At 35.2% G+C, this 20,189-nt stretch carries 14 protein-coding genes; 8 read left to right on the top strand and 6 right to left on the bottom strand.

Annotated elements, in window-relative coordinates; translation table 11 throughout:
• Positions 1–33 precede the first annotated feature (33 nt).
• The 8 genes from G3A47_RS13525 to G3A47_RS13490 all read left to right on the top strand — a co-directional run bounded on the left by G3A47_RS13525 (position 34) and on the right by G3A47_RS13490 (position 12,564).
• On the top strand, positions 34–711 hold the full coding sequence (locus tag G3A47_RS13525) for a response regulator transcription factor (RefSeq protein WP_166923157.1): 678 nt from the start codon (positions 34–36) through the stop codon (positions 709–711).
• The gene (locus G3A47_RS13520; RefSeq protein ID WP_166923156.1) at positions 704–1,966 is read left to right on the top strand and encodes a sensor histidine kinase; all 1,263 of its coding nucleotides are present in this window, start codon (positions 704–706) and stop codon (positions 1,964–1,966) included. The genes G3A47_RS13525 and G3A47_RS13520 overlap by 8 nt, the downstream gene beginning before the upstream one ends.
• Positions 1,967–2,454: 488 nt before the next feature.
• Positions 2,455–4,866, top strand: a complete 2,412-nt coding sequence (locus G3A47_RS13515) for a TonB-dependent receptor domain-containing protein (protein WP_166923155.1) — start codon at positions 2,455–2,457, stop codon at positions 4,864–4,866.
• 474 nt (positions 4,867–5,340) lie between these two features.
• A complete protein-coding gene (locus tag G3A47_RS13510) occupies positions 5,341–6,222 on the top strand; it encodes a diacylglycerol/lipid kinase family protein (protein WP_166923154.1) in 882 nt (293 codons plus the stop codon).
• 140 nt (positions 6,223–6,362) lie between these two features.
• Positions 6,363–7,610 carry a DUF4856 domain-containing protein gene (locus G3A47_RS13505; RefSeq protein WP_166923153.1) on the top strand — a complete coding sequence of 416 codons (1,248 nt, stop codon included), beginning with the start codon at positions 6,363–6,365 and terminating at the stop codon, positions 7,608–7,610.
• A 55-nt stretch (positions 7,611–7,665) separates the two neighbouring features.
• The gene (locus G3A47_RS13500) at positions 7,666–8,787 is read left to right on the top strand and encodes an imelysin family protein (protein WP_166923151.1); all 1,122 of its coding nucleotides are present in this window, start codon (positions 7,666–7,668) and stop codon (positions 8,785–8,787) included.
• Positions 8,788–8,789: 2 nt separating this feature from the next.
• Positions 8,790–10,157, top strand: a complete 1,368-nt coding sequence (locus G3A47_RS13495) for an HTTM domain-containing protein (RefSeq protein WP_166923150.1) — start codon at positions 8,790–8,792, stop codon at positions 10,155–10,157.
• Positions 10,138–12,564: a TonB-dependent receptor domain-containing protein gene (locus tag G3A47_RS13490; RefSeq protein WP_166923148.1), complete on the top strand. Its 2,427-nt coding sequence runs from the start codon at positions 10,138–10,140 to the stop codon at positions 12,562–12,564. The genes G3A47_RS13495 and G3A47_RS13490 overlap by 20 nt, the downstream gene beginning before the upstream one ends.
• 605 nt (positions 12,565–13,169) lie before the next feature.
• Here G3A47_RS13490 and G3A47_RS13485 read toward each other — a convergent pair.
• The 6 genes from G3A47_RS13485 to G3A47_RS13460 all read right to left on the bottom strand — a co-directional run bounded on the left by G3A47_RS13485 (position 13,170) and on the right by G3A47_RS13460 (position 19,985).
• Positions 13,170–14,579, bottom strand: a complete 1,410-nt coding sequence (locus tag G3A47_RS13485) for a di-heme oxidoreductase family protein (protein WP_166923147.1) — start codon at positions 14,577–14,579, stop codon at positions 13,170–13,172.
• Positions 14,580–14,642: 63 nt separating this feature from the next.
• Entirely contained in the window at positions 14,643–15,839 is a 1,197-nt protein-coding gene (locus tag G3A47_RS13480; protein ID WP_166923145.1) for an imelysin family protein, read from the bottom strand.
• A gap of 222 nt (positions 15,840–16,061) precedes the next feature.
• Positions 16,062–16,697 carry an MgtC/SapB family protein gene (locus G3A47_RS13475; protein ID WP_166923144.1) on the bottom strand — a complete coding sequence of 212 codons (636 nt, stop codon included), beginning with the start codon at positions 16,695–16,697 and terminating at the stop codon, positions 16,062–16,064.
• Positions 16,698–16,885: 188 nt separating this feature from the next.
• Positions 16,886–17,380 carry an SRPBCC family protein gene (locus G3A47_RS13470; RefSeq protein ID WP_166923143.1) on the bottom strand — a complete coding sequence of 165 codons (495 nt, stop codon included), beginning with the start codon at positions 17,378–17,380 and terminating at the stop codon, positions 16,886–16,888.
• A gap of 248 nt (positions 17,381–17,628) precedes the next feature.
• Positions 17,629–18,639, bottom strand: a complete 1,011-nt coding sequence (locus G3A47_RS13465) for a quinone oxidoreductase family protein (protein WP_166923142.1) — start codon at positions 18,637–18,639, stop codon at positions 17,629–17,631.
• A 398-nt stretch (positions 18,640–19,037) separates the two neighbouring features.
• Entirely contained in the window at positions 19,038–19,985 is a 948-nt protein-coding gene (locus tag G3A47_RS13460; RefSeq protein WP_166923141.1) for a DUF4465 domain-containing protein, read from the bottom strand.
• Positions 19,986–20,189: the final 204 nt, after the last annotated feature.

Below are 20,189 nucleotides of genomic sequence, written 5' to 3'. Positions count from 1 at the left end.
ATTCATTCAAAATTGAAGTATTAAATTTGCCCTATGAAAATCCTGATAATAGAAGACGAAGCCGAAATTGCCGGAAGTATTAAAAATTATTTTAAAACCAATGGAGTACATTGCGAAACAGCGGGAACTTATAAAGAAGCACTTCATAAAATCTCTGCTTACGATTATGATTGCGTTTTATTAGATTTAATGCTACCTGATGGCGACGGTTTTGATATTCTAAAAGAACTTAAAAACCGAAATAAAACAGAAGGAATCATTATTATTTCTGCCAAAGAAACGCTTGAGACCCGTTTGGAAGGATTTAATCTCGGAGCAGATGATTTCCTTACCAAACCTTTCCACTTATCAGAATTATTAGTTAGAATACAGGCACTTATAAGACGTAAAAACTTTAAAGGCAGCAATAATGTTATTTTTAATGAAATTGTTATTGATGTTTTTTCTAAAATTGTAAGTGTAAAAAACATTAAATTAGATTTTACAAAAAAAGAAATTGACCTGCTGCTTTACTTAATTGGTAATGAAAATAAAGTTTTATCTAAAGGCGCTATTGCAGAACATCTTTCCGGAGACATGGCAGATATGCTTGATAACCACGATTTTGTGTATGCGCATATCAAGAATCTAAAGAAAAAACTTCACAGTGCCGGAAGTGCAAATTATATAAAAACAGTCTATGGTCTGGGCTATAAATGGGAAAATGAATAAAAAGTTACTAAATAAAACCACTACTACAATCCTGATTTATTCCGTTTTGATTCTCCTGTGTTCAGCACCTGTTTTTTACTATATCATTAATCAATTGTATGTAGAGGAAACTGATGACACGCTAAAGCTGCATAAGGAGGAATTCATTTATTATGAACTACCCCATTTTTCAGAACAGGATATTGTCCTTTGGAACAAATACAACAGAAATATACAAATTGTACCTTCTAAACATATTGCTAAAGATACTATTTTCAGCAAATTTTATTACGACGCACTCGAGGACGAAAATGAACCTTACCGCGAAATCAATGCGCCTTTATCCATTAAAGGAAAATCATATACCTATACCGGAAGAATTAATTTAATTGAAAAAGAAGACATGGTCTACAGTACCGCCAAGCTGTTTCTAATTCTTATCATTATTTTGCTTTCGGGAATATTATTGATTACCAAAATATCATCAAAAAAAATCTGGAAACCTTTTTATGATACCTTAAAGCAGATCCGCAGTTTTGAAATTGATAAAAACAAAAAACCGCAGTTCCTTCCTACTCCTATTGATGAATTTACTCAACTAAACTCTAGTCTGGATCGTCTAATTGAGAAGAATATAGTTATTTACAAGAACCAACGTGAGTTTATCGAGAATGCAGCTCATGAACTACAGACGCCACTTACTCTTTTCCAGACCAAAATTGATACGCTTTTACAAATGGATCTGAGTAAGGAGCAATCCAAAATAATGACCTCATTAAACAAAGATGTTTCAAGATTAAACCGACTAAACAAAAATTTGTTGTTGCTCTCTAAGATCGAAAACACTAATTATCTCGACAAAGAAGCTTTTGTACTAAACAATTATATCGAAAAACATTTGGATTTTTTTACCGAGCAGGCAAAAGCCAAAAATTTGACTATAGTTATAGAATTTAACGAACTGCTTAAAATAAAAAGTAACCCTTCATTAACTGAAATACTCATCAATAATTTATTTTTGAACGCAATCCGTCACAATGAAAAAAACGGCAAGATTATTATCCGAACCCAAAACCAAACATTAACATTCTTAAATTCAGGCAATTCCGAACCCTTGATTACAGACAAGTTATTCAACCGTTTTTCTAAGGCAAATCCTTCGTCGCAAGGTAATGGTCTTGGATTGGCCATCATCAAAAAAATTGCTGAACTCAATAAATGGGAAATCAAGTACACTTTTTGCGATCACCTTCATAGTTTTAGCGTTAAATTTTAGAAATTCAAATTCTCTACAAAATCCGTATCTACCTTTGTTACTGTATTTTAAATCAATCAAGAAAATCACAGTACAAATGAAAAAAATCAGTTCAATATTGTTAGCCCTGCCACTCTTTCCGATAGCAGCAACACAAAATCTGGCTACTATTAAAGCAATAAAAATCGAATTGCAAATTCAAAAAAACATTATCTATTGTATAATAGAAAAGTGAAATAAAAACCAAGAAATCCAGTCCTTGCTGTACAATAGTATAAATCCTTTTTCTATAAAAACCTTGTAAATCTCATAATGGTTGTAGTTATATCTCTAAACAACTACCACAAACTATAGATAGCCGACACCCTACATTTTACATCTCACATTTTACAAAAAAAACAAGATTACTGAAATTCAAGAATTAATCCCCCTTGAAATTAGAAGAAAACGGAAGACCTAATCTTTGACAGTTCTGGTTCTTTTATGGAAAAAAAATAAAAAAATACACAATGAAAATTAAATATATTCTAGTGCTCTCAATACTCTTACTAGCCATATCAAATGTATCGGCGCAAACAAAGGGAGTTACCTTATCAGGAATTATAAAAGACAAAACAACAAAAACGGCTGTTCCTTACGTAAATATTGTTCTAAAATCATCCAAAACCCAAGCTGCGGCAGCGGGAATTGTGAGCGATGACGAAGGGCGTTTTACCCTGACTGCCATCAATCCCGGAAATTACAATATGGAGATTAGTTTCATTGGCTATAAAACAAAAATACAGCCAGTGTATGTGGGTTCTTTGTCTGATTATCTTGATTTATCAGTTATAGAAATTGAAGAAGACATTAATACCCTTTCTGAGGTAATCGTTACTTCTAAGGCAGAAAATCAAAACGCCAAAATGGAGAAGAAAATATTTTCTGTTGCAGACAATATTGCCCAAAGCGGCGGATCTGTTTTGCAATCAATGCAGAGCCTACCCGGTGTTACGGTTCATGAAGGAAAAGTACAACTACGCGGGAATGATAAAGTAACGGTTCTTATTGACGGAAAACAAACTGCCCTAACTGGCTTTGGTAACCAATCCGGATTGGATAATATCCCCGCTTCTGCCATTGATAAAATTGAAATTATAAACAACCCTTCGGCACGTTTTGATGCCAACGGGAATGCGGGAATTATCAATATTATTTACAAAAAAAACAAACAGGAAGGTTTTAACGGAAAGATTGGTATTAGTTCCGGATATGGTTCGTTATGGGAACGCAAAGCAAACTTACCCGAAATGACACCTCAGTATCAGCTAACGCCTAAAATAAATCCAACCTTATCTTTAAATTATCGCAAGAATAAAGTAAATACTTATCTGCAAGCTGATTATCTCTATATCGAAACACTTAACAAAAACGAATTTGTCACACGTACCTACAACGATGGTACCATCATAAACCAACAAACAAAGAGAAATCGCGATACCCATTTTACAACCTTTAAAACAGGTATCGATTGGAACTACAGTGAGGCGAATACCTTCTCTTTTTCGGGACTTTTTGGAAGCGAAAAAATTACAGATCACGGTCAACAACCTTTTTTTAATTCTGATTTCTCTCAGAGACTGCGCTTATGGAACTTTCTTGAAGATGAATTAAAAACTACTATTATGATTAGTGGCTCCTATCAGCATAAATTTAAAGAAGCCGGGCATAAATTAAACGCAGGAATTAATTATACTTATCACCGGGAAGATGAAAAATATTTCTTTGATAATATTCTACCAAACGCTACTGGAAGAGATTCTTTCAAACTTCTCTCCGATGAGAAAGTAGTAGATCTAAATGTCGATTACATACGCCCTTTAAAATATGGTCGTTTTGAAACCGGACTCAAATTCAGAAACAGAGAAATTCCAACTGACATGCAATTTTTTCCCGGAATCAACTCGCCTTTGGATGCTAATGCCGGAGGATGGGCCGTATACAAAGAGATTATACCGGCACTGTACGGGAATTATATTTTTGAAAATAATAAAATGGAGGCTGAACTGGGTCTGCGTGTAGAATATGTACATTTAGTATACGATGTAAATCCTAATCATCCAACGTATAAAAGTGATGGTTACAATTATACACAGCCGTTCCCGAATATGCGTTTTGCCTATAAATTTAATGATAAAAACAAACTGACTCTTTTCTACAATCGCAGAGTCGACCGACCAAGTGAAGTCGATATCCGAATCTTTCCAAAATACGATGATGCTGAAATTATAAAAGTCGGAAATCCTGCCCTACGTCCTCAGTTTACAGATGGAATTGAACTGGGATATAAAACCAATTTTTCAAAATCGTATCTTACGGCATCCGTATATCATAGACTGGTAAATGGAACAATCACCAGAATTGCATCGACAGTTCCCGGTAGCACTCTTATTTATTCTGTTTTTCAAAATGCGGGAAAAAGTGCATCTACAGGTCTGGAATTGATCTATTCTAATGAAATGACGCCTTGGTATTCTTTCAATATCAACGGAAACATTTACAAAAATAGAATTGATGCGTTCACGGTGACCAATTTGTATCCTACCCCGGTTGACTATCACGCAGAAAAACAGGAAATGGTTTCCGGAAATGCAAAATGGAACAACACTTTCACTCTATCTAAAACGCTGACCGGACAACTATCAGCACTTTATCTTGCTCCGGATATTATTCCGCAAGGGAAAATAAATTCACGTTTTTCTGTAGACATGGGAATCAAAAAAACAGTTCAGAAAGGAAAAGCTGAGATTTTCTTAAACGCATCTGATCTATTTAATACACTGGTAATTAAAAAAGAAATTCAAGGTACCAATTTCAACTACAACAGCCATGATTACTACGAAACGCAAGTAATCCGATTTGGATACACATATAAATTTTAGAAAAGAATCTACATAAAGAAAGCAATTCTTGAAAATTCGTGCAATTCCTGGCAAAAAAACAGCCGCAAATTGCACGAATTTTTGTAAATTAAAGCTTAAACTTTGAAAAATCCGTTTTTATCCGCGTATTTACAAAGTAAACCCGTCTCATCCGCGTAAAAACACGCTCCTATTATTCACTCTAGCAAAAAGACAAGTTGCAAAATTGCACTAAACAGTTTAAAAAACAATGATTAACAAGAAAAAACTCATTTAAAATTAAATTTGAATTAAAAATTCAGAATTAATTCAAAATTCAAACTTAATCTTGACAACAATTTATATTTAATCTAAGTCTATGTTGAATAAAAATATGCTATTAGTCAGGTTTTCTTTTCTAGTACTGCCACAGATAGATTGGCAATTTAAGAAATTTAGCTCCACTCCTTCTCTTATAGCATTTATAAATATTTATTCATCAAAATTATTAAAATAATGACCTACATTCATTTTATAGTTAACCCAATTTCCGGAAGCGGAAAACACAATATCTCAACTCCGTTTCTGAAAAGTTGTTTTGATGAATTAAACTATCGCATTGAAGTAGATTTTAGTAAACATAAAAAACATGCAATTGCTCTGACCAAAAAAATTGTAGAAAACAATCCGGATTATGTTGTAGCCTGTGGCGGAGACGGAACTATCAATGAAGTAGCTTCCTGTCTTGTGGGAACAACTATAAAACTGGGCATTATACCTGTGGGATCCGGCAACGGACTTGCTTCTAACTTAAATATCCCTCGCGACGTAAAAACTGCCATACAGATTATAAAAGCAGGAAAACATATGGCAATGGATGTCGGTAAGGTCAATAACCACTATTTTTTCAGCAATATGGGAATTGGTATTGACTCGATGATTATCAAGAAATACGAACAATCCGGCAATAGAACTTTATTGGCGTACATTAAGGCCTCCCTACTTTCAAGTCTTGAGTTTAAACCAAAGGAATCTGTATTGTCTTATAATAACAAAATAATCCATACAAAACCATTTATGCTTTTTGTTTCCAATTCCAATGAAATGGGATATAACATGAGCCTAACCCCTACGGCAAGCCTTACAGATGGCTGGCTCGATCTTGTCGTAATTCCACAATTATCCTTTTGGAATAAAATCGCATTAGGCATTAGCGTGTTGCGAAACAAGATTCAGAATTTCAAAAAAGCCGAACACCATTTAATCAAGGACCTTATTGTTAAAGTACCTGAATCCATATTCCTTGATGCTCAGATAGATGGCGAAAGTTATAATCTTAAAACGAATGTTCTTACAATTTCACTAGTCGAAAATGGCTTAACTGTTCTTGTAAGTTAATATTTTACTTATTAAAATTTTATTTCTGTATTTACGGGTTAAAGTTTTATTAATATTTGCTCTCAATAAATTTTGCTTCACAGCATTTTTAAAATACATTTGTCAAAACATTAAATTAATTTAATCTAAATAAAATAAATATGAATATCAAAAATTTAGTTTTACTAGGCTCTTTTTCAGCTTTAATGCTAACGGCAGTTTCTTGCTCAAATGATGATGATAACAACACGCCACAAGAACAGACCATTGCCCCTTACACTGTACCTGCGACCTATACTTTTACAAGAGAAGGTGCTACATCAGTTGATTACTCAGGACAAACAGCTCGTCTCTTAATGCTTGATGAATTAGGTAATTATATCAAAAATGCCGGAACAAATGGAACAGTAGCTGATAAAACAATCTTATCTGAGATGTATGCAAACAAGAATGCGCGTTTTGCAACAGCAAGTTTAAATACGTCAGGAAAACAATTAAAAGACAAAACAGCAGCGTCAAAAGATTATTTTGTGCTTAACCAAGGTGGTGGTTCAAGTGCAGAGCAAGTTGCTGTACGTGAGGTATTCGAAAATTCATTTATTGATGCTCAGGCAGGAACGCAAGGTACTACTGCTGCGCCGGGTGTTGCGGGAGTTTATCTAGACGGAACAAGTAAGAGAGTATTTGCTGCAAACGGTATGGAACCACAACAACTTTTACTAAAAGGAATGATGGGAGCTTGTCTTTTAGATCAGATTCTTAACAATTATTTGAGTACAAACAAATTAGACGAGGCTTCAAACAAAGACAACAATACCAAAAAAGTTTTAGAGGCGGGTACTAAATATACTACAATGGAGCATGCCTGGGATGAGGCTTACGGATATGTGTACGGTGCAGACAACCTTACGGTTACTCCAAATGTCTTTAAATACTGGAGTACTTATATCAATCAGGTGAATGCTGATACTGATTTCAACAAAACAAAAGCGGCTATTGAGTTGGCTTTCAGAACCGGTAGAGCTGCAATTCTTGCCAATGATTATGCTGTACGTGATGCACAGATTGCTATCATCAAAACCAATTTATCCCTAATTCCGGCTGTACGTGCAGTTTACTATCTTCAGGATGGAAAAGCAAAATTAGCTGCAGGAGATAAAGGAGCAAAAGCACTACACTCTTTGTCTGAAGGTTATGGTTTTATCATGTGTTTACGTTATACAAACAAACCGGGCACTAACAATCCTTATTTTACTAAAGCAGAAGTTGATGCTATGTTGGTAAAACTATTGAGCGGTACAAACGGTTTATGGGATATTGACGGTTTATCTCCGAAATTAGATGAGCTTTCAACTCAAATTGCGACAAAATTTGGTTTTACTGTAGCACAGGCTTCAAAAGTAAACTAATTTTACATAAATTTGACTTTCAGTAAAATAGCTTGTCTATTGAAAATTTACGATTATGAAAAAAATAATTTTAATTCTAGGTCTTATTGTTGGTATTTATGCCTGTTCATCAGGTAATGATAATAATGATACTGATACAGGAGGAGGAAATAACTTCGACAGAACCGCAATGTTGACAAACTGGGCAGATAATATTATTATTCCGAGTTATACTAATTATCAGACAAAAGTAGCGACATTACAGACCGCAGCGACAGCTTTTAATACAACTCCAACCGATGCAAACCTTAAAATAGTTCGTGCTGCATGGTTAGATGCCTACAAAGCGTATCAATATACTGCAATTTACAATTTTGGTAAAGCCCTTGATATTAATTTTAATGCCATGAGCAATACCTACCCTGCAGATGCCGCTGGTATAAATGCTAATATTACCGGAACCTACAACCTTGATTTACTTTCACAATACAGCAGACAAGGTTTTCCGGGCTTGGATTATCTATTAAACGGTTTAGCGGCCGATGATGCCGGCATTCTTGTTTTTTATACCACAAATGCAAATGCAGCCAAGTATAAAAAGTATTTATCGGATGTTATTACCAAGCTAAAACAAAACAGCGACACTGTTCTTGCTTCATGGAAATCAGGGTATCGTGAAAGTTATATCAAAAACAGCAGTACGGCAGTTGGTTCGTCTATAGCTGAAACTACCAATAATTTTGTAAAGAATTTTGAAAAAGATGTCAGAAGCGGAAAATTGGGTATTCCTGCCGGGAAATTCTCTAACGGAACAACCTTTCCTGAAAAAGTAGAAGCCTATTACAAAAATGATGTTTCCAGAGACTTACTGAACATTGGAGTAAAAGCTTCGCAAGATTTTTTTAACGGTAAATATTTTGCTTCTGAAACAACCGGCCCGTCTCTAAAAGCGTATTTAGATTATGTAAATGCAACACGCGATGGAAAAAAATTAAGTGACATTATCAATACGCAGTTTGCTACCATTTTCACAACTAATCAGACCTTAAGTAACAGCTTATCGCAACAGGTTGTAAATGATAATACAAAAATGTTAACTGCTTATGATGCCCTACAAAAAAATGTAATCTACACCAAGTTAGATATGATGCAGGCATTGAATATTACAATTGACTATGTAGATGGTGATGGAGATTAAGTATGAGTAATTATATCCAAAACTATATTAATACAACAACTCAGGCCACAACGCTAGCTTTTTTCAGGCTAGCGTTTGGTTTAATGATGCTTTTCAGTCTACTCCGTTTTATGAGTTATGGTTGGGTCGAAAAATTTTATATCGAACCCTTATTTCATTTTACTTATTATGGATTCGAATGGGTAAAGTCTTTTGGTAAATTGACTTATTTACTGTTCTTTGGTGCTATAGTATCTGCCGCTTTTGTAGCTGTAGGCTTTCTGTATCGCTTCTCGGCAGTAGTTTTCTTTTTAAGCTTTACTTATATTGAGTTTATGGATAAGACTACCTATCTCAATCATTATTATTTTATTTCGATCGTTAGTTTCGTTTTGATTTTTCTTCCTGCAAATGCTACTTTTTCGGTAGATGCTTTTAGGAACTCTAAATTAGCTTTTGAAAAAATTCCGCGTTGGACGACCGATATTTTAAAACTTTTACTCGGAATTGTGTATTTCTATGCCGGTTTGGCTAAACTCAATTCAGATTGGCTTTTTAAGGCAATGCCGCTAAAAATATGGTTGCCAACCAATCATAATCTGCCACTGATTGGCAGTTTCTTAAACGAGAATTGGGTGCACTTTACCTTTAGCTGGACCGGAATGTTATACGATCTAAGTATTCCGTTTTTATTATTGTACAAACGCACTCGTATTTTTGCTTTTGTATTGGTGGTGGTATTTCATGTTTTGACTAAAATTTTGTTTCCAATTGGAGTATTTCCTTATGTCATGATTATCAGTTCTCTTATCTTTTTTGAAAGTAATTTTCATAAAAGAGTACTGGTTTTTCTAACAGGACTTTTTAAACTAGATTATACCGCTTTCGAAAATGGGAAAGATCAAAAGCCAACACAATCTGTTCTCTATAAAACGAAACTTGCTTTTCTGACGACTTTCCTGATTTTTCAATTAACATTTCCTTTTCGGTACCTTTTTTATCCTGGAGAGCTATTCTGGACCGAGGAAGGATTCCGTTTCTCCTGGCGTGTAATGCTGATGGAAAAAGCAGGTTATACTCAATTTAGGGTCACTGACAGTCTCACAAAAAAAACAATCCTGATCAACAACAGTCATTTTTTAACGGCTTTTCAGGAAAAACAAATGGCATTTCAACCGGATTTTATACTCGAATATGCCCATTTTCTACACGATTATTATCAAAAACAAGGTATTGTTAATCCCGAAGTCAGAGTAGACAGTTACGTCGCGCTCAACGGAAGATTAAGCAAACAATACATTGATCCCAATACAGATCTCGCAAAAGAATATGAATCATTCCGTGCCAAAACATGGATTTTACCTTTCAACGATGAAATTAAAGGACTTTAGCCTTATTATTGTACTGTTTTTTACGATAAGTAGCTTTGCTCAAACACAAATAACAGGAACTGTGACCGATCAAAATGGTGAGAAATTGCCTTATGTAGAGGTTTTTACCAATGTTAGTACTCAAAAAGTATATACCAATAAACAAGGGGATTTTGCATTGACAGTGCCAAATCCCGGAGACTATACTCTTGTATTTTACAAAGAAGACTACGCTGCTTTGGATGAAACTTTTAGTGCCCCCACCACTGCTGTTAAAATTGTTCTTCAAAAAATGACCAATCTTTCAGAAGTAGTAATACAGAAAGAAAAAGATAAAGTTTTTGCCTTGCGCAAACTAAAAGATATTGAAGAAACCGCCATTTATGCCGGAAAAAAAACAGAAGTAGTCGTTCTGGATAAAATAATCGCAAATAAAGCGGCCAATAATCCTCGTCAGGTCTATGCGCAAGTAGTTGGTCTTACCATTAATGAAAGTTCAGATGGAGGTTTGCAATTAAGCATTGGTGGTCGTGGATTAAATCCAAATAGAACGGCGAACTTTAATACCCGTCAGAACGATTATGACATTAGCGCAGATGTTTTGGGCTATCCTGAAAGTTATTATGCAACACCGACCGAGGCTTTGCAGGAAATTCAGATTGTACGTGGTGCAGCCTCTTTGCAATACGGAACACAATTTGGAGGTCTGGTAAATTTTATCATGAAAAGTCCGAGTGAAAAACCAATTGAATTTGTTACCCGAAACACAATCGGGTCTTATGGTTTGTTTACCAATTTTACAAGTTTGAGTGGGACAACCGGAAAATTCAGCTATTATACCTTTTATAATTACAAACAAGGGAATGGTTTTAGGCCTAATTCAGATTTTGACAGTAAAAACTTTTTTGCCAATTTAAACTATCAGTTTACGGACAACACTTCTTTGCATTTTGACTATACTTATTTTACTTATCTGGCTCAACAAGCAGGTGGATTAACTGATAAAATGTTTGCCGAGGATCCTGTACAAAGTAACAGAGCCCGAAATTGGTTTGGAGTAAACTGGAACTTATTTGCCTTGCGTTTCAAACATCATTTTAAACATGATGCTGACTTCTCACTGCAATTATTTGGTTTAGATGCCAGTAGAAAAACAGTAGGATTCCGTCCGAATCGTGTTTCACAACCCGATAAAGAAGGAACTGTCCGTGATTTAATTAAAGGCGATTTTGTGAACTGGGGCGCAGAAGCAAGGTATCTTCAAAAATATGAGATCAGTGGCAACTCAAGTGCTTTTCTAATTGGAGCCAAATACTACCAGTCCAAAAATACCGGTATTCAAGGCCCGGGAAGCTCCGGCAGCGATGCTAATTTTAATCTGGCAACAGCTGAGTTTCCGCTTTATGGCAGCCAATCTGATTATCGTTTTCCAAATTTAAATTATTCCCTATTTGGAGAAAATATATTCCGAATCTCCCCTAGTTTTTCTATTACACCGGGATTTAGAATTGAAAAAATAAAAACACAAGCAATCGGATCGTATCGAAGAATAAATCTTGATCTTGCCGGGAATGTCCTTTTGGATGAAACCAAATATGAAGATAATGTCAAAAACAGGGATTTTGTTTTATTTGGTGTCGGTTTAAGTTATAAACCGAAGAACAGTATTGAATTCTATGGTAATCTATCACAAAACTATCGTTCTATTACCTTCAATGATATCAGAACAGTTAATGCGGGTCAGGTAATTTCTCCTAGTATTACTGACGAGAAAGGATATACTTCAGATATTGGTATTCGTGGTAAGTACAAAAACATACTTAATTTTGACTCCAGTATTTATGGTTTGTATTATAATGATAAAATTGGGGAATATCCTGCTGATGTAAATAATACATACCTTCGTGTTCGAGACAATATTGGAACCGCCTTTACTTATGGTTTTGAAACCATGACAGATTGGAATCTAGCCAATACATTCCTGAATGAGAATCCAAATTGGTCGTGGAATGTTTTTGCCAATGTAGCCGTGACAAATTCAAAATATCTGAAATCAGAAGTACCGGGAGTCAAAGGTAATTCGGTAGAATTTGTTCCTCTTTTTAATATTAAAAGCGGAAGTGGAATCGGATACAAAAATTTTAAATCCAGTGTACAGATCACTTATGTCACTTCACAGTATACAGATGCCTTAAATTTACCAACGGGAGAGAATAATATAGGTGACGGTATTTCAGGTGAGATACCAGCCTATTTCGTAGCCGATTTTTCAAGCTCTTACAAATGGAGAAACTGGAAACTGGAAGCAGGAGTTACAAATTTTACAGACAGTAAATATTTTACCCGTCGTGCCACAGGTTATCCGGGTCCCGGAATTATCCCATCAGATACGAGAACATTTTATACTACTTTAGAGTTTAGATTTTAATAGGTTCGACACAAAAAAGCATCCGCAAGATCAGTTTGATTTTGCGGATGCTTTTTTATATGTGAAATGTTATTTGTGAAATGTGAGATGTAACTCCGGAAAATGGCAAATTTTGGATAATTTGACTTTTACTTAGCGACTGCACTAGAATTTTATAGCGTTTCTTTTAATTAATTCAAGTTGTGAGTCTAAAAAGATAAAAAGTTACAGCCAAAAGCGAGAAATGTTGATTTTTTAGTTAATTTAAATCAATTGCCTCCAATTTTAATTGGAGGAAAAGAATAGATCAATAAAAAAGAGGTTTTAGCCAAATTCTTTGAAAATTCGGCTAAAACCTTTGTCTCTTTCTGAATAAACAATCTCCATTTAAAACTGGAGGCAATTCAAAAAAAAAATACATTATTTACATTCGGATTAAAAGAAAATAAAGCGATTAACTAGCAAATGGAATTAATGACTTATTTAAGACTATTTTTTTTTTATTCAATAAGCAACTGAATTGATTATTTTATTAGCCATAGACGAAGAATTAGTTACTACAAAAAGAAATTTCACATTTCACATATAACATTTCACATATAACATCTCACTTCTTCACATCAGTATTACAATGAATTAATAAAGCTGAGAAGGTTTTCTCTTTCTGTTGCACTCAATTTCTTATACTTCTCTTTGGCCTTTTGCCCTTCTCCACCGTGCCATAGAATAGCTTCTTCTACATTTTTGGCTCTTCCGTCATGCAAGAGGTTAGTGTGTCCGTTTACTATTTTAATCAATCCGATTCCCCATAATGGCGGAGTTCTCCATTCTGATCCTGAAGCTTTAAAATCTGTAGCATTATCTGCTAAACCAGCTCCCATATCATGCAATAACAGGTCGGTATATGGTCGGATGGTCTGATTGCGCAAAATGGTTATTGGATGCGTGGTTCCGGTCTGAATTTTCGGAATGTGACAACTCGTACATCCAATAGTTTCAAAAGTTTTCTTGCCTTTTAATACGTTTTGATCGGTATAATTCCTTCTTGCCGGAACCGCTAAAGTACTGGAATAAAAAGCCATTCTGTCTAAATTACTGTCTGTGATTTCGGGAGTTCCACCGTTTGGTATCGTTGTTAAATCAACTCCTTTCGGCCCACTTTCGTTAGGAAATAGGCCCGAAGTAATTCCCATATCTCCCGATAAAGCAGCAGCAACCTGTTGTTTTACATTGGGCTGATTGGCTTTCCATCCAAAGCGACCTAGCTTAGTTGAATTGCTTACAACATCGTGTACATAGTTGGGTTTGCCCGAGATTCCGTCTCCATTGCTATCATTTTCATCAGCAAAACCTATAACTGTACTTTCAGAAATGGCTTCAAGCAATCCGAGACCAATTATCTGATTGGCGATTCTCGGTGAGATCTGTACAGCAGCCAATGGACCATATCCTAAATTAGTAATAGTGTACAACGGTTTTTGTAAAGTAACTACCGTACCATCATCAAAAGTTTCTTTTATGGGCTGATAACTAATTGTAAACTGTCCTTCTACTGTCTGCCCTAGAATAGCATGATCCTGTAATTGCGAACCGTAAACCGGATCAGGAAAACCAAGTCCGTTAGCATCTTGCCCCACAACTGAAAGACGAAAAAGCAATCCGGCTCTATCCTCTCCATCAAACAATGGTGGCCTGCCTCGTCCGTCTTTAAAATGACAACTTGAACAGGAATGTGCATTAAAAAAAGGACCTAAACCATCTCTGGCTGTAGTAGAGGAAGGTGCTGTAACCCAGCTTTGTCTGAAAAAGGAATTTCCGACACCAAAATCTGTTTGCTGATCAAAGGTAAGCGTTGGCATAAAAAAGCCAAAAGCCTCCTCACTGGTGTTAAAAACGGTTCCGACACCACCCGACAATTGCTCTCCTTCTTCTGCTGTTAAAGGAATGTAACTTTCTTCATCATCATTGTTATTATCACTACAACTGTGGAGTATAACACACACAATAACAAACCAATAAACTCTTAAATTCTTCATCTTATTTACAAAAAAGTGTTCTACAAAGGAACACTTTTTGTTTTAATTAATCCTTAAAATTGATTATCCGTTAACGATTACACCAATTTTTGCGGCTCCTGCCAATAAATTACTACCTAAATTTTGTAGTTGCTGAGCAGCAGTTTTTACTTTTGCTCCTTCTACTGATGTTGGTCCACCTGAAATCGCTAAATCAAACGGGATCTGAATAGCTCCTACTTTTGTAACTGATGCTGTTATCGAAGCTGCAGTATCATCATAAACCTTAGTATCTGTCTGTTTAACCAAATCTTCTAATGAAGGTCCGTCAATAGCTCCGTATTTGCCTAGGTATACATTGATAACACCTTGTGTGTTTAAAGCAATATCTCTGTGTGTATTATCGCTAAAACAAGAATGTTCGTCTTCCTGACTTGCATTTTCAACAGCAACAATCATACGCTCTACAGGCAATTCGGCACTAACCAGTGTAGTAATCCCCAAGTAGATATTTTTGATTGCATCATTTTCCGGCAAAGCCAAAAATTTAGTTCTGTAAACACCTCCTACTTTCCATTGTTGTACTAAATAATCCAGATTATCTGTTAATAGATCAGCACAAAATTTTAAATAATCAGCTCTACGGCCTTGATTTGTTGCTGTACCTCCGGCACCACTAATATAATCTGTGTAAGGTCTCTGTCCTGGTAAATTTGCAGAAGGAGCAGTTAAATCTTGCCCCCATAATAGGAATTCTATCGCATGGTATCCTACACTTACATTTAATTCGTCTTCATCTAAAGCATTTTCATCAGCAAGAATCTTTTTAGATAAAACCGGAAAATCAGTTGTATTGTTTATAATTCCGGAAGTCGGAGCTCCATCTACATAATCAATAAAATTTTCGTCTAATGGCCATGAATTCAAAAGTCCTTCCGGTCCGTTATCATCCCCGTCAATTGGTCCGTTTGCAAAACGAAAAGCTTCTGTAGTCCCGTAGCTTTCTCTTGATGTTTTCCATGCTTCCTTTGCTGCCGTAAAATTCGCAGCTGTCGGAGTAGCTGTAAAAGTTGTAATGGCAGTTTCTAAAAGTACAGCATCATCATATGCTTTTTTATAGTTTGCATATGCAATATCCGCATAATTTGCAATCACTTGCTTCTTGGTTACTGCAGGCGGATTATTAGTTGTATCTTCATTCTTATCATCATTACTGCTACAGGCAAAAAAAGTCAATCCGGCCATTAAACCTAAAGCGACTTTAGGATATACATTTTTCATATATTTTTATTTAGAATAGTTAAAATTAAGCAAATGTAAAAATAATTTTTATATAAAGACGAGTGACCGAAACTTTCTTAAGATATGCTTAATATCAAAGATTTAAGAGAGAAACCAGTCTAGGGTAAAAATTCCAAAGTTTAAAATCTAAATGTCACCCTGAGCGAAGTCGAGGGGCAAAATCTACACTCTACAATCTACACTCTACAATCTAAAATTACATCACGATTCCATAAAATCAATATATTCTGCTTTAAACATACTGTCAAAAAAAGTACTCATGTTTTCAGCGCTTCCGTGTAAGGTCCAGGTCAGATGTATTTTTTCGCCATCGCGAACTTGTCGTACCAATTTGTATTTAATTTTGAGCCTTTTCATCTCTTGCTCACAAAGCATAACGGCATTCGACTCTCTATGGCTGCGGATATAAAAACTTCGGGACTGATTAAGACGGTCAATTCGCTTTTGCAAAGAAGGCAATACAGCCAATATAAATAGAATAGACAAACTTGCGCAGGCTGAGGCAAAATAATAACCTGCTCCTATTCCCATACCTACTGCAGCCACTGTCCAAATAGTGGCAGCGGTTGTAATACCGCTAATGCGATTGTTACCGCGAAAGATGACTCCCGCACCTAAAAACCCGATACCGGTTACAATATTTGATGCGATACGATCCGGATTTCCTGCCCCACCAACTGCAATTGACATAATGGTAAAAAAACAGGCTCCGAACGAAATCATAATGGTGGTACGGAATCCGGCTACTTTACCTCGATATTCGCGTTCTGCGCCTACGAGTCCACCCCAAAGCAGCGCAAGAAAAAAACGTATTAAAATCTCAGTATCTAGACTCATTCTTTTTTCTTTTTAGTGGTGTGAATAAATTATTTCGTTGTGTGAAAACTGGGCGTTTTTTTTAACGCGGATGACGCGGGTTTACTTCGTAAATACGCGGGTAGAAACGGATTTTTTTTATTTTTTATTTGAATTGGAGATACTAACCTTGTACTAGTCATTTTGAAGCGGAACTAGCTTAGATTTATTTAGTTGTTGATCATTGGGTCCAGAGCAGTGTCTTTATTGCGTAAGTCTAAGCCTCCTTCGTATACTGATTTTAGGTTGCACAGATAAAAGTGCCAACCATTGGAACAACCTAATCTTAAAAACTTTTTGGAGTTGTCATCAATTGGAATGTTGTGCTGTTTTAATTCAACTATCGTATAATCATTTAATTCGCTTAACTTGACGTCTACCAAACATGTTCCTTCGAAGGTAAATTGCAATTGATCTTTTCCATTCGCTGACTTTACAGTTCCTGTCATGCTGTCATCATAAAGATACCACAGCCAATTGTACGTATTACCTTCAGTTCCATTTCTGTTTTTTTCTAATGCCTCATTAGCTTCGTTGAAAAAATCAGCCTCTTTGAGAAACCATTTTTCCAATTCACCCGACTTTGTCCAGGCATCATAGATAGTCGCCAGATCAGCTTTTATAGCGATTCTTTTTGTAAATGAAGTCCAATCAAAATTTTCCATATTCAACAAAAGTGTTAGTTGACTTTATATCCTATAAATTTACATTGCATGTTGTATAAAATTAAGTCTTTTTTTTGATATTCAATAAAAGTGGGCACATAGAATTTAGCTCCATAACTAAATAACAGACAAACATTTAGCATTGACATGTTTCATAAGTAATTTAAGTTTATCGCTGAAACGATTTTACTTTTACCTGTCAATGATGCACATATACAATCAATCAATTTCTTCAAAAACGGTAATTATTAATCAACTAACATTATTAGTTTCTTCCCTTTTGTTTGATTGTTTTCCATTAGTTGATGTGCAGTTTGTACGGTCTCTACACTTAGATTTCCCACTATATTTATTGCTGTCGGACTAATATCATTGTCTGCGATTTTATCAAAAAGAGTTTTTAAAGTATGTCCGTAATATTCAAACTTTTCCGGGCCGCTTTTTAAAGCTGGAGCATAGTTGGCAATGTTAATGATTGTTGTTGCTTTGTCAAACAATAGTTCTTTAGCATTTTCTGTAGTAAGGAAAGTTACATCGATATAAGTTCCAAAAACTGCAACAAGTTCTGCACATACTTCAGACATTTTTCCTCCAACCAAATCTATTACATATTCAAAATATTCATTTTCGATTCTAGCTTTTAATGTTGTGATAACATCTTCTTTTTTATAATCAATGATGGCATTTTCTTTCAGTCCAATATGTATTAAATGATCAAAACTTTCCTTGTTTCCTGAGGTGGTGTAAATATTTTTATTTCCGTTTGCTAATAGCAGTTTAATAAGAATTGTTCCCACTCCTCCTGCTCCACCTGCGATAAAAATTGGTTTCTCCTGTGGTATCGAAACTCTGTTGAAACATTGCAGAGCAGTCATTCCAACCATAGGTATTGCAGCAGCTTCTTCTAAACTGATGCCAATAGGATTTTTGGCAATTAATTTACCGGGAACGCTTATAAATTCTGTATAGGTTCCGCTTGAGGCTAAACTTCCTACATAAGCCGATACTTCATCTCCAATCTGAAATGAATTTACATTTTTACCCAATTGTACAATTACTCCCGACAGTTCGCGCCCTAAAATTGGTGATTTCAACAACTTGCTTTCAGTACCGCCTTGTCGCATTTGATAATCAATAGGATTGAAAGCTACTGCTCTGATTCTGATGAGCACTTCATCTTCTTTGATTTGGGGTTGTTCGATTTCCTTAAGTTCAAAATTTTCAACTCCGCCAGTTTTCTTTAATAGGATTGCATTCAATTTGTAGTCATTTTAAAATTATCATTAAATAAGAAATCAGATCATTAGTATTCTGAATGATACTGTACACACTATAAAAATCCCTCACAACGTTGCATAAAGCCAAATCTTTAAAAAGTTTGGCTAAAGTCATTCATTATTTTTTAATTCTTGTCCTCCAATTAAAATTGGAGGCAATTGATTTAAAGAAATTTAAAAAAGAGATCTTACAATTTCCAAATATTCGGAAAACAAATTTACTGAACCACTGCTTTGTTTTTTGCTCTTTTCAAACTAGCAACTTGAATTAATTACTAAAAATAAATATTATTCTTAGATGAAGTAGCTGTAATTAAAAACAAAAAACCATTTCAGAATAAAATCCTGAAATGGTTTTTGTTATCATAAAGATGTGTTTCTTAGTTTACACGCTTTACAGAAAGCTTATCTAAACAGAAATACGCTGCAGTATTCATTCCATAGGTAGCATGAGAATCTGTTGAAGCCATTTGGAAAACAAGATATTTCACATTTCCTAAGCTTTGAAGATCTGTTGTATTTACATTGATCCAACCAGTTGGCATCACTAATGATCCTCCGGTATAATTGGCTAATGAATGTACGATTGGGCTTGAAATCACTCCACTTGCGTTAACTCCATAAATTAACAATTCAAAATGATCACCAGAAACAAAAGCTCTTGCAAAACCATCTCCATAAAGACAACCATAATATGGCCATGGGTGCATGTTGATTTTTAAACCTTTAACTTGATAAGTTGCTGTATTTCCAATTTTAATCCAGTTAGAGAAACTAGCTTCGCTAAAAGTTGTACCTGCCGGATTCTTAGGATCTGTATAACTAGACCAGTATGCCAGGATAAAAGGATCTCCTGTTGTACCCGGAGTTCCGGCAGCAATTGTAGAGGCTGTACCGGAACCGCTTCCTGCCATAGTTCCCCATTGATTGGCTACCCAACCATTTGATCCTCCTGAACCTGCTCCAGATCCAAAATTGGTAATGTTATTTACATTTGATACGATAAAACCATCCCAGTAATTGTACCCTGATGACACCGCAGTGTGCGCAAATGTAAAAATGTCTACATTAAGTTTCGTGTTTGATACGTAGGTATTCTCCCAATATTTACCACCACTTGTTGTTGTACCGTTGGTCAATAAAGCACTTGTAAGATTAAGAGTTGTTGTGGTTCCTATTGCAGGATCTGTTACCGCTTTCTTTGCAGTTGAACTTGTATTGTATTTTACAGCATTTGTGCTGTCATTAATTAAGGTATCCTCTTCGTTGTTACAAGAAGAAAGCCCTAAAAGCAATCCTACGGTCAAAAAATAAACTACTTTTTTCATTGTTTATAAAAATTAAGGTTAATATTCGTGGTTAATTGTTTGAAAGCCTCTTAATATGAGGCTTTTATTATTTAATTCAAGTTGCTGAATGCTTACTTTATTTACTTGTAATTCAAATGCAATTAATGTTGGTTTAGTTAATGGCAACTTGATAAAGGCACAAAGGTTTTACCTGAACCTTCAAAGAGTTTGGCTAAAGCCATT

Origin of the sequence: Flavobacterium poyangense (assembly GCF_011751075.1) — a bacterium.
Classification (GTDB): Bacteria; Bacteroidota; Bacteroidia; order Flavobacteriales; family Flavobacteriaceae; genus Flavobacterium; species Flavobacterium poyangense.
Note: the sequence above shows the minus strand (reverse complement) of the source record. Positions and strands in the feature narration are given on the sequence as shown.